At 58.9% G+C, this 11,591-nt stretch carries 12 protein-coding genes; 5 read left to right on the forward strand and 7 right to left on the reverse strand.

From position 1 onward, the window contains the following. Positions 1-11 precede the first annotated feature (11 nt). The 3 genes from QMK58_RS24595 to QMK58_RS24605 all read right to left on the reverse strand — a co-directional run bounded on the left by QMK58_RS24595 (position 12) and on the right by QMK58_RS24605 (position 3,398). Positions 12-1,109, reverse strand: coding sequence for an amino acid ABC transporter permease (locus QMK58_RS24595; RefSeq protein WP_053155064.1), 1,098 nt, complete (start codon positions 1,107-1,109; stop codon positions 12-14). A gap of 10 nt (positions 1,110-1,119) precedes the next feature. Then, positions 1,120-2,301 carry an amino acid ABC transporter permease gene (locus QMK58_RS24600; protein WP_053155061.1) on the reverse strand — a complete coding sequence of 394 codons (1,182 nt, stop codon included), beginning with the start codon at positions 2,299-2,301 and terminating at the stop codon, positions 1,120-1,122. A 65-nt stretch (positions 2,302-2,366) separates the two neighbouring features. Next, on the reverse strand, positions 2,367-3,398 hold the full coding sequence (locus tag QMK58_RS24605; RefSeq protein ID WP_053155060.1) for an amino acid ABC transporter substrate-binding protein: 1,032 nt from the start codon (positions 3,396-3,398) through the stop codon (positions 2,367-2,369). A gap of 467 nt (positions 3,399-3,865) precedes the next feature. Between QMK58_RS24605 and QMK58_RS24610 the strand changes: the two genes are divergently transcribed. From QMK58_RS24610 to QMK58_RS24630, 5 genes are all read left to right on the forward strand, one after another. Continuing rightward, positions 3,866-4,522: an alpha/beta hydrolase gene (locus tag QMK58_RS24610; RefSeq protein WP_053155059.1), complete on the forward strand. Its 657-nt coding sequence runs from the start codon at positions 3,866-3,868 to the stop codon at positions 4,520-4,522. A 91-nt stretch (positions 4,523-4,613) separates the two neighbouring features. After that, on the forward strand, positions 4,614-6,101 hold the full coding sequence (gene rhlB / locus QMK58_RS24615; protein ID WP_053155058.1) for an ATP-dependent RNA helicase RhlB: 1,488 nt from the start codon (positions 4,614-4,616) through the stop codon (positions 6,099-6,101). Between the two features lie 139 nt (positions 6,102-6,240). Further along, positions 6,241-7,185 carry an ornithine cyclodeaminase family protein gene (locus QMK58_RS24620; protein ID WP_320395568.1) on the forward strand — a complete coding sequence of 315 codons (945 nt, stop codon included), beginning with the start codon at positions 6,241-6,243 and terminating at the stop codon, positions 7,183-7,185. 142 nt (positions 7,186-7,327) lie between these two features. Beyond that, the gene (locus QMK58_RS24625) at positions 7,328-8,455 is read left to right on the forward strand and encodes an NAD(P)/FAD-dependent oxidoreductase (RefSeq protein WP_053155053.1); all 1,128 of its coding nucleotides are present in this window, start codon (positions 7,328-7,330) and stop codon (positions 8,453-8,455) included. 88 nt (positions 8,456-8,543) lie between these two features. Then, positions 8,544-9,185 carry a transcriptional regulator gene (locus QMK58_RS24630; protein WP_053155051.1) on the forward strand — a complete coding sequence of 214 codons (642 nt, stop codon included), beginning with the start codon at positions 8,544-8,546 and terminating at the stop codon, positions 9,183-9,185. A 107-nt stretch (positions 9,186-9,292) separates the two neighbouring features. On the opposite strand, the gene QMK58_RS24635 is transcribed toward QMK58_RS24630, so the two are convergent. From QMK58_RS24635 to moaC, 4 genes are all read right to left on the reverse strand, one after another. Then, entirely contained in the window at positions 9,293-10,069 is a 777-nt protein-coding gene (locus tag QMK58_RS24635) for an ABC transporter substrate-binding protein (protein ID WP_053155049.1), read from the reverse strand. A 285-nt stretch (positions 10,070-10,354) separates the two neighbouring features. Beyond that, positions 10,355-10,807: a molybdopterin synthase catalytic subunit MoaE gene (moaE, locus tag QMK58_RS24640; RefSeq protein WP_053155047.1), complete on the reverse strand. Its 453-nt coding sequence runs from the start codon at positions 10,805-10,807 to the stop codon at positions 10,355-10,357. A gap of 3 nt (positions 10,808-10,810) precedes the next feature. Next, positions 10,811-11,053 carry a molybdopterin converting factor subunit 1 gene (moaD, locus tag QMK58_RS24645; RefSeq protein ID WP_053155045.1) on the reverse strand — a complete coding sequence of 81 codons (243 nt, stop codon included), beginning with the start codon at positions 11,051-11,053 and terminating at the stop codon, positions 10,811-10,813. Further along, positions 11,050-11,523, reverse strand: a complete 474-nt coding sequence (gene moaC / locus QMK58_RS24650) for a cyclic pyranopterin monophosphate synthase MoaC (RefSeq protein ID WP_053155043.1) — start codon at positions 11,521-11,523, stop codon at positions 11,050-11,052. Before moaC ends, moaD begins: the two co-directional genes overlap by 4 nt. Between the last annotated feature and the right edge of the window lie 68 nt (positions 11,524-11,591).

Raw genomic sequence — 11,591 nt, forward strand, 5'->3', positions numbered from 1 at the left:
ACAGAGAACTCCTAACGCTTGTGGCCAGTGTCGAGCTTGCGTTCCAGATGCATGGAATAGCGCGACATACCAAAACAGAAAATCCAGAACACCAGGGCGGCGAACACGTAGCCTTCAGTGGCCATACCCAGCCATTTCGGGTCGGCGGCGGCTTGCTTGACGCTGTTGAGCAGGTCAAACAGGCCGATGATGATCACCAGGCTCGTGTCCTTGAACAGCGCGATGAAGGTGTTGACGATCCCGGGGATCACCAGCTTCAGGGCTTGCGGCAAAATCACCAGGCCCATGCTGCGCCAGTACCCGAGGCCCATCGCGGCAGCGGCTTCGTACTGCCCCTTGGGGATCGCCTGCAAACCACCGCGCACCACTTCGGCCACATAGGCCGACTGGAACAGGATCACGCCGATCAGCGCTCGTAGCAGCTTGTCGAAGTTCATGCCTTCTGGCAGGAACAACGGCAGCATCACCGAGGACATGAACAGCACTGTGATCAATGGCACGCCGCGCCAGAATTCGATGAAGGTCACGCAGACCACACGAATCGCCGGCATGTTCGAACGACGGCCCAGCGCCAGGACGATACCCAGCGGCAACGCACCGGCAATGCCGACGGTGGCGATCACCAGGGTCAGCATCAGACCGCCCCATTGGCTGGTCGCCACGGCGTCAAGACCGAATACACCGCCGTGCAGCAGGCACCAGGCAATGATCGGGTACAGCACCAGAAAACTCAGCCCGTACACCGCTTTATGGTGAAAGCGCGAGATGAACAATGGCGCCACGCCGACGATCGCCAGCCACACGGTCAGGTCCACGCGCCAGCGCAGTAACGGCGGGTAGTAGCCGTACATGAACTGGCCGAAACGCTGTTGGATGAACACCCAGCAGGCGCCCTCCTTCGTGCAGTCGGCGCGGGTAGTGCCGACCCAGTTGGCGTCGATGATTGCCCATTCAAGAATCGGTGGAACCACCAGGTAGATCAGGTAGAACGCAAACAGGGTCAGCAGGGTGTTGAGCCAGCTGGAGAACATGTTCGCGCGCATCCACGCCACCACACCGATGCTGCTGCTCGGTGGGGGCATGTCAGGTTTGAAAGTATGAGTGCTCATGCGCTTTTCCTTACCGCTCGATCAGCGCAATGCGCTTGTTGTACCAGTTCATCAGCAGGGAAATGCTGATACTGATCGCCAGGTACACGCTCATGGTGATCGCAATCACCTCGATCGCCTGGCCGGTCTGGTTGAGCACGGTCCCGGCAAACAGCGAGACCATTTCCGGGTAGCCGATACCGGCCGCCAGCGAAGAGTTTTTCGCCAGGTTCAGGTATTGGCTGGTCAGCGGTGGAATGATGACGCGCAGGGCTTGCGGGATGATGACCTTGCGCAGGGTCGGACCGTTGCGCAGGCCCAGGGAATGCGCCGCTTCGGTCTGGCCGTGGCTGACCGATTTGATGCCCGAACGCACAATCTCGGCGATGAACGCCGCGGTGTAGACCGTCAGGGCCAGGGTCAACGCCAGCAGTTCCGGAATCAACACCCAGCCACCGACGAAATTGAAGCCTTGCAACTTGGGCATTTCCCAATGCACTGGCGCGCCGAAAATCAGTGCACACAGCGTCGGGATCACCAGGAACAGCGCCAGGCCGACCCAGACCTTGTGGAAGGGTACGCCCGTCGCTTCGAAGCGCTTGTTGGCCCACCGGTTCATCAGCACGATGGCGACGATGGCCACCACGACGCTCGCCACGAACGGCCAGAAACCGTCCGCCATCAACGCCGCCGGCATGTTCAAGCCACGGCTGCTGACGAAGAAAGTGTCGCCGAAGTTATGACTGTTGCGCGGTCCCGGCATGGTCAGGAACACCGCGAAGTACCAGAACAGAATCTGCAGCAGCGGTGGAATGTTACGGAAGACTTCCACGTACACCGTCGCCAGCTTGGCGATGATCCAGTTCTTCGACAGCCTTGCCACACCGACGATGAATCCGAGGATCGTCGCCAGGATCACGCCGATGAAGGTCACCAGCAGCGTGTTGAGCAGGCCGATGACAAACACCCTGGCATAACTGTCCGCTTCGGTGTAATCGATCAGATGTTGAGCGATGCCGAAACCGGCACTGCGCTCCAGAAAGTCAAAACCGGAGGTAATGCCCCGGTGTTGCAGATTGGTCTGAGTGTTATCGAACAGATACCAGCCCAGCGAGACCACCCCGATAATCGTGATGATCTGAAATACCCACGCACGCACTCGCGGATCGCTGAGGCTGAGCCTCTGCTTGGGTGCGCCGATTGAATTTTGCATGTAGTGCCCCGCAAATAATGGAACAGAACATCACCCGGTGGTTGGCCCACCGGGTGATAGAACCATCAGCGCACTGGTGGTGCGTATTGAATGCCGCCAGCGTTCCACAGAGCGTTCAGCCCGCGGTCGATTTCCAGCGGAGTGCTCTTGCCGAGGTTTTTCTCGAACACTTCGCCGTAGTTGCCGACTTGTTTGATGATCTGTACCACCCAGTCTTTCTTCACTTTCAGGTCTTTGCCGTATTCACCGTCGGTACCCAGCAGACGAGCTACGTCCGGGTTCTTGGTGCCCTTGGCTTCAGCTTCGACGTTCTGCGAAGTGATGCCGGCTTCTTCAGCGTTGAGCATGGCGTAGCCAGTCCAGCGCACGATGGCCAGCCACTCGTCGTCGCCATTACGCACGACCGGGCCCAGCGGTTCCTTGGAAATGGTTTCCGGCAGAACCACGTAGTCCTTCGGCGCGGCCAGCTTGCTGCGCTGGGCGAACAGTTGGGACTTGTCGGAAGTCAGCACGTCGCAACGACCGGATTCCAGCGACTTGGCGCTTTCATCGGAGGTGTCGAAAGTGATCGGGGTGTATTTCAGACCGTTGCCACGGAAGTAGTCGGAAACGTTCAGCTCGGTGGTGGTACCGGCCTGGATGCAGATGGTCGCGCCATCCAGCTCTTTGGCGCTTTTCACGCCGAGCTTGTTGTTCACCAGGAAGCCGATGCCGTCGTAGTAGGTGATGAAACCCGGGAATTTCAGGCCCATGCCGGCGTCACGGGAGCTGGTCATGGTGGTGTTGCGCGACAGGATGTCGATTTCGCCGGACTGCAGCGCGGTGAAGCGCTCCTTGGCGTTCAACTGACTGAACTTGACCTTGGTCGCGTCACCGAACACGGCAGCGGCCACAGCGCGGCAATAGTCAGCATCGATACCGACGATCTTGCCGGTGGAATCCGGAACCGAGAAGCCTGGCAGACCATCGCTGACGCCACACTGCACGAAACCTTTCTTCATCACTGCATCCAGGGTTGCGCCCGCCTGGGCAAACCCGCTGACACCGAGTACTGCGGCTGCAGTCACGATCGCCAGGGTGGATTTCAACATCTTCATTCAAACCTCCAGTTTTGCTCTTGTTGTGTCGGAGCGTGAGTCCTGTCGCACCCTTTTGAGGCGTAGTCGACCCGTGTTGGCTTGTTTTGGGGTCAACCGACGTAAGACGTTAGCTATGAGTCTAGTAGGAGAAAATCCACATCATGGATAACTCACTTCTCACCAATCGGCCGAACGGGCTGTAGCCCTTTCACGTTCGCAAAGCCCGTATCGGTCACTGGCGAACATCCATCACCGGATTCTTTGCTATCCCACGCTCGGCATTCGACTGATAGTGTTACCGCCGCACGCGAGATGGGTTGCACCGCTTCCCCATAGCAAAGCCCGTACCACACCGCTTGCCGAAGCCATTACGGGACAGGTCAATAGGAAAACTTGTACCCTTGCGACATCTTCGTAACGGATCAACCAGACGCGCACTCCGGCTACGCACTTATTGAGCGCGCGCGCACACATTTGGAGCAGACATGACCGAGCCCTTGATTCTTCAGCCTGTAAAGACCGCAGACGCTTGCGTTATATGGCTGCACGGCCTCGGTGCCGATCGCTACGACTTCCTGCCCGTCGCTGAAGCCCTTCAGGAAATCCTGCTGAGCACCCGTTTCGTATTGCCCCAGGCACCGACCCGCGCCGTCACCATCAACGGCGGCTACGAGATGCCGAGCTGGTACGACATATTGGCCATGAGCCCGGCCCGTTCGATTAACGAGCAGCAACTTGAAGCATCTGCGAATCGGGTCATCGAATTGATCGAAGAACAGCGCGCCTGCGGAATAGACCCTTCGCGGATTTTTCTGGCCGGTTTTTCCCAGGGTGGCGCGGTGGTCTTTCACACCGCGTTTCTGAAATGGCAGGGACCGTTGGGTGGCGTAGTTGCCCTCTCCACTTATGCGCCAACCTTTAATGATGCAGTGGAGTTGTCCGCCAGCCAGCAGCGCATTCCGGTTTTGAGCCTGCACGGTCAATACGATGATGTGGTGCAGAACGCGATGGGACGCAGCGCCTACGAGCACCTGAAGCAGCGTGGTGTCACCGTGACATGGCAGGAATACCCAATGGGCCACGAAGTGTTACCCGAGGAGATTCGCGACATCGGCACCTGGCTTGCCGAACGCTTGCGTTGATCGAATACGTTTAAAAGCGCCCTTTGATCCATCCCTCTACGCCGCGCCCGATTCTTGCATTACACTGGCCGGCACTTAACCAATTGATGAGATGACCGTGCTCAAAGCACTCAAGAAAATGTTCGGTAAAAGCGAGACTGAGCAACTCGCGCCAGTCACCAGCGCTCCGTCTCACAGTCCCAGCCACCGCACCGACGGTAATCAGCCTGGCCGGACCGCCTCAGTCGCGGCACCGACACACGAGCCGCAGAGCGCTCCGGCAACTGAGCCTGCCGCACCAATGGCCTCCGAGCAATCGCACGCTGAAGCGCAAAAACCCGCCAGGCCACGGCGTGAACCAAAGCCGAAAGCCCCGGTCATCCCGTGGAAACTCGAAGACTTCGTCGTCGAACCCCAGGAAGGCAAAACCCGCTTCCACGATTTCAAACTCGCCCCTGAACTGATGCACGCCATCCAGGATCTGGGTTTTCCGTATTGCACGCCGATCCAGGCTCAGGTGCTGGGCTACACCCTCGCCGGCAAAGACGCTATCGGCCGCGCTCAGACCGGTACCGGCAAAACCGCCGCGTTCCTGGTCTCGATCATCACCCAGCTGCTGCAAACCCCGCCGCCGAAAGAGCGCTACATGGGTGAACCGCGCGCGTTGATCATCGCCCCGACCCGTGAGCTGGTGGTGCAGATCGCCAAGGACGCGGCTGACTTGACCAAGTACACCGGCCTCAACGTCATGACGTTTGTCGGCGGCATGGACTTCGACAAGCAGCTCAAGCACCTCGAAGCCCGTCACTGCGACATCCTCGTCGCTACGCCGGGCCGTTTGCTGGACTTCAACCAGCGCGGCGACGTGCACCTGGATATGGTTGAAGTCATGGTGCTGGACGAAGCCGACCGCATGCTCGACATGGGCTTCATCCCGCAAGTACGCCAGATCATTCGCCAGACCCCGCCGAAGTCCGAGCGTCAGACGCTGTTGTTCTCCGCGACCTTCACCGAAGACGTGATGAACCTGGCCAAGCAATGGACCACCGACCCGTCGATCGTCGAGATCGAGTCGCAAAACGTGGCCAACGAAAACGTCGAGCAGCACATCTACGCGGTGGCCGGCGCAGATAAATACAAACTGCTCTACAACCTCGTCAACGACAACGGTTGGGAGCGGGTCATCGTGTTCGCCAACCGCAAAGATGAAGTGCGGCGCATCGAAGAACGCCTGGTGCGTGACGGCATCAACGCCGCGCAACTGTCCGGCGACGTGCCGCAGCACAAGCGCATCAAGACGCTGGAAGGTTTCCGCGAAGGCAAGATCCGCGTACTGGTCGCCACCGACGTGGCCGGTCGCGGCATCCACATCGATGGCATCAGCCACGTGATCAACTTCACCCTGCCGGAAGTTCCGGACGACTACGTGCACCGCATCGGCCGAACCGGTCGCGCCGGTGCCGATGGTGTATCCATCAGTTTTGCCGGTGAAGACGATTCCTACCAGTTGCCGTCCATCGAGGCGCTGCTGGGCAAGAAAATCAGCTGCGAAACCCCTCCGACGCATCTGCTGCGGGCGGTTGAGCGCAAGCGTCCTTAACGGACTCCTTGCAGAAAGAGGCGCAGCCGGAAACGGTCTGCGCTTTTTTTTCGTCTGGATTTTTCAACAGGCGCTTGCTCGCAACAACTAAAAGTCCATAATGGACAAATTAGTTTAATTCGAGTGTTCGGAGCCGACCATGTCCAGTACGCCCCATGTGATCAACCAATCCCAGGCTCGCGAGTTACTGGCGCAAGTCGACGTTCCGCAGATCCTGCGCAAACTGTTTCATGACCTGGCGTCGAGGCAAGCCGTGCAACCGGCGCAGCAACTGGTTGAGTTTCCGCAGGGTGCGGGCGACTTCATCAACTATCTGGGTGTGCTGGCGGAAGACGGTGTCTATGGGGTCAAGACCTCTCCGTATATCGTGCGCGAGCAAGGCCCGCTGGTGACGGCGTGGACGCTGCTGATGTCGATGCAAACCGGGCAGCCACTGTTGCTTTGCGATGCCGGTGAATTGACCACTGCTCGCACCGCTGCAACGACGGCTGTTGCGGTCGATGCACTCGCTCCGTTGCACGCCACTCGCCTGGCGATAATCGGCAGCGGCAAGGTTGCCCAGGCACATCTGCATTACGTGAAGGGATTGCGTGACTGGCAGAGCATCAGCGTGTATTCGCCGAGCCTGGGTGAAGATGCCGAAACCGTGAGCCTGCTGAAAAACATCGAGCCACGCCTGAACATCGCGGACAGTCGAGAAGCCGCTGTTCAGGAGGCCGACGTGATCATGCTGTGCACATCTTCCGCCGGACCTGTGATCGACCCGTCAACTTTGCGCAAACCCGCGCTGATCACCTCCATCAGCACCAACGCACCGCGTGCCCACGAAGTGCCACCGAAGAGCCTCAATGATATGCAGGTGTTCTGCGACTATCGCCTGACCACACCAGGTTCGGCCGGTGAAATGCTGATCGCCGCCGAAGAGCACGGTTGGGACAACAGCGCGATTGTCGGTGACTTGCCTGACCTGATCAGCAAAAAAGTACAGCGTCCGGACTATGACCGGCACGTGTTCTTCCGCTCGATCGGCCTGGGCCTGGAAGACATTGCGCTGGCCAATGCGATCTATCGCCTATCTCACTAACACCACAACCCCTGTAGGAGCGAGCCTGCTCGCGATGGTGTATCTGACACATTGATGTCGACTGACACACCATCGCGAGCAGGCTCGCTCCTACAGGGAGATCTCTTCAATTTTGAGAATTACGCCCCAACTGGAGACGTTCATGAGCCAGGCAGACTTCATCATCATCGGCGGCGGAATTGCCGGCGCTTCCACCGGTTTCTGGCTATCGCAGCATGCTCGCGTGATCGTGCTCGAACGCGAATCCCATCCGGCTTATCACTCAACCGGACGCAGCGCAGCGCTGTACACCGCCGCGTATGGCACCCCGCAAGTGCGGGCGTTGACCCAGGCCAGCCGGGATTTTTTCGACAACCCGCCAAGCGGCTTCTGTGAACACCCGCTGCTGACCCCCCGGGGCGAAATGACCGTGGACTTGACTGGTGACCCGGATGAGCTGAACCGGCAATACCAGAGCGCGAAAACCACGGTGCCGGAGATGCAATTGCTCAGCGCCGAGGAAGCCTGCGCGCGGGTGCCGATCCTGCGTCGCGAAAAAGTCCATGGCGCGATCTATGACCCGACCGCCAGTGACATCGACACCGACGCCCTGCACCAGGGCTATCTGCGCGGTATCCGCCGCAATAGCGGTGAAATCCACACCGACTGCGAAGTACAGAGCATGAGCCGAGACGCCGAAGGTGTCTGGCAGGTTCAGACCAACACCCAGACCTTCAGCGCGCCGATCATCATCAACGCCGCCGGCGCCTGGGCCGACAAGATCGGTACACTTGCCGGAGCACAGCCGCTGGGCCTGCAACCCAAGCGCCGCGCCGCGTTCATCTTCGCCGGCCCCGAAGGCGTGGACATCCACCATTGGCCGATGCTGGTCAGCCTCGACGAATCCTTCTACATGAAACCCGACGCTGGCATGTTCCTCGGCTCGCCAGCCAACGCCGACCCGGTGGATCCTCACGACGTGCAGCCCGAAGAGTTGGACATCGCCATGGGCATCTACCAGATCGAAGAAGCCACGACCCTGACCATCCGCCGTCCGACCCGCACCTGGGCCGGTCTGCGCAGTTTCGTCAGTGACGGCGATTTGCTGTCCGGGTTCGATCCGCAGGTACCTGGTCTTTTCTGGGTCGCGGCGCAAGGCGGCTACGGCATCCAGACCTCGCCGGCCATGGGTCAGGCCAGTGCGGCGCTGGTGCGCGGTGAAGCCCTGCCCGAGCCACTCACCCGTTTCGGCCTGAGCGCCGAGATGTTGTCCCCTGCCCGCCTGGGTTGATCGTTGCCCGCAGGTGACGTGCCCACACGATTACGGCACACTTTCAGCGCCCTCCCATGGGCGCTGACGCTGCCTGGAGCTCCACTGTATGAACGCCCCTGAAACCGACACGGCCCTGAACAACACCTCTCTGGATAACTTCCGGGCGATCGCCGATGCCATCGCCACGTTGTTCTTTCCCCATGCCGAGGTGGTGCTGCACGACCTGCGCACGCAAAAGGTCGACTACATCGCCAACAACCTGTCAAAACGGGAAATCGGCGATGACTCGGCGCTGGAAGACATGCTCAGCGATGACGTCAGCGAACGAAACATCGGGCCGTACGAAAAGCTCAACTGGGATGGTCAGAAGATTCGCAGCCTCAGCACCGTTTTGCGCGACAGCGAAGGTCATCCGCTGGCGGTGTTGTGCATCAACCTGAATATTTCGCTGTTCGAAAATGCCAAGGCCGCACTGGACCTGTTCCTGTCGCCGACCAAGTTGATCCCGCAACCGGATTCACTGTTTCGCGATGACTGGCAGGAACGGATCAACACCTTCCTGCACGCCTGGCTGCGCGAACGCCAGCTGAGCCTGAACGTCCTGACCCGCGACCACAAACGTGAACTGGTGTTGGCGCTGCACGCCGAAGGCGCGTTCAAGGGAAAAAGCGCCTCGAACTACGTGGCCAATGTGCTGAACATGGGGCGGGCGACGGTGTACAAGCATTTGAAGGAATTGAAGGGCTGATCATTTGCAGGGATTGTTCCGGCCCCATCGCCAGCAGGCTGGCTCCCACATGGATTTTCGGTGTACACAAAACCTGTGGGAGCTAGCCTGCTAGCGATGGCGTTTGATCAGTCGCCGTAGATGTCGGACTTGAAATACTTGTCCGAAATCTTCTGATACTCGCCATTGGCACGAATACCATCAATGGCTGTGTTCAGCTCACTGACCAACTCACCATTGCCTTTGCGCACCGCGATCCCGGCGCCCTCACCCACGTATTTCGGGTCTTTCAGCTCCGGCCCGACAAAGGCGTAACCCTTGCCACGCGGCATCTGCAGGAAGTCGTTCAGAGGAATGGTGTCGGCAAAAATCGCATCAAGGCGACCGGCGGCCAGGTCCATGTAGATCTCTTCGTTGTTGCTGTAGCGCTTGACGTTGATACCCTTGGGTTCAAACACCTCAGTGGCATAACGGTCAGTAGTGGTTGCACGCTGCACACCGATGTTCTTGCCTTTAAGGCTGGCGTACTGGTCGTCAACGACGGCGCCGTCCTTCATCACCAGGCGCGACGAAGTGAAATAGTACTTGTGGGTGAAATCCACCGACTTCTTGCGGTCTTCGTTGATGGTCATGGACGACAGCGCCATGTCGATTTTCTTCACTTTCAAAGAAGGAATCAGACCGTCGAACTCACCTTCGACCCACACACACTTGACCTTCATCTGCGCGCACAAGGCATTGCCGATGTCGTAGTCAAAACCGACGATTTCACCTTTATCACTCTTGGATGCGAACGGCGGATAAGCCGCTTCAATACCGATGCGCAGGGTTTTCTCGGCGGCAAACACAGAGCTGCACGCCAACAGGCTCAGGGCCAGACCGGTGATGAGGGGAAACTTCTTCATGTTCGTTTTCTCGCGGTTGTTGTTGGTTTGGCAAGACAGAAGAAAAAGCTGAAACGGGGAAACCTTTGTTGTACTTATAATTCCATACTGGACTTTTATGTATAAATCGTCAATGAGGCAAATGCAGCCCGTTCCGGTCGATGGTCGGGTGGTGAATCATCAAGATTTTTAGAGGTGCATATGACGCCATCGCCAGCAGGCTGGCTCCCACATGGATTTGCGGTGCACACAAAACCTGTGGGAGCTAGCCTGCTAGCGATGGCTGATTGAAGTGCACTGCAGAGGTTATTTGTTCCAGCGATCCGCCGCCGCATGATCGCTGTCACGCCCCTCGACCCAGCGCGGCCCGTCGCTGGTGTTTTCCTTCTTCCAGAACGGTGCACGGGTTTTCAGGTAGTCCATGACAAAGGCGCAGGCATCGAACGCCGCCTGACGGTGAGCACTGGCGGCACCGACGAAGACGATCGGCTCGCCCGGCTCCAGGGCACCGATGCGATGCAGCACCTCCAGCTTGAGCAACGGCCAGCGCTGCTCGGCTTCGATGGCGATCTTGCCAAGGGCTTTTTCGGTCATGCCCGGGTAGTGCTCAAGGAACATCCCCGCAACGTCTAACCCGTCATTGAAGTCGCGGACGTAGCCGACAAAACTCACCACCGCGCCTACGCCGACATTGGCATCGTGCATGGCGTTGACCTCGGCCCCTGGGTCGAACGGCGTGGACTGCACGCGAATGGCCATGGTTCAGCCTCCGGTTACAGTCGGGAAGAACGCCACTTCGTCACCGTCGCTCACCGGTTCGTCTAACTGACACAGATCCTCGTTGCGGGCGCACATCAGATTCTGCTCTCTCAATACATCCGCACCATCACGCTGAGCCAGCAACGCACGGACGTCATCGACGGTCGCGAACTGGCCTTCCACCTTTACCGAATCCACACCCAGCGCTTCACGATAACGAGCAAAAAACTTCACGGTGATGTTCATGACGGGTCCGCCTGGAAATGCCCGCTCTTGCCGCCGACTTTCTCCAGCAAGCGTACGCTTTCGATGGTCATGCCACGGTCCACGGCCTTGCACATGTCATAGATAGTCAGCGCCGCGACGCTGGCCGCGGTCAGGGCTTCCATCTCGACACCGGTCTGCCCGGACAGCTTGCAGCGCGCCACAATGCGCACGCAGTCGTCGCCTTCGGCACTGAGTTCGACTTTCACGCCGGTCAGCATCAACGGGTGGCACAGAGGAATCAGATCGCTGGTTTTTTTCGCTGCCTGAATGCCGGCAATACGCGCTACGGCAAACACATCGCCCTTGGGATGACCGCCGCTGACGATCATCTGCAGGGTTTCGGGGAGCATGCGCACCAGCGCTTGGGCCGTCGCCTCACGGAACGTCACGGCTTTTTCAGTGACGTCGACCATGTTGGCGCGACCTTGGGAATCGAGATGAGTCAGCACGGGATTACTCCTGATCAGGAGCGTCGATTGTAAACCTGCGGGTCAATTTTTCGCACGCACGATTATCG

The sequence above is a fragment of the Pseudomonas sp. P8_241 genome (assembly GCF_034008315.1).
GTDB lineage: Bacteria > Pseudomonadota > Gammaproteobacteria > Pseudomonadales > Pseudomonadaceae > Aquipseudomonas.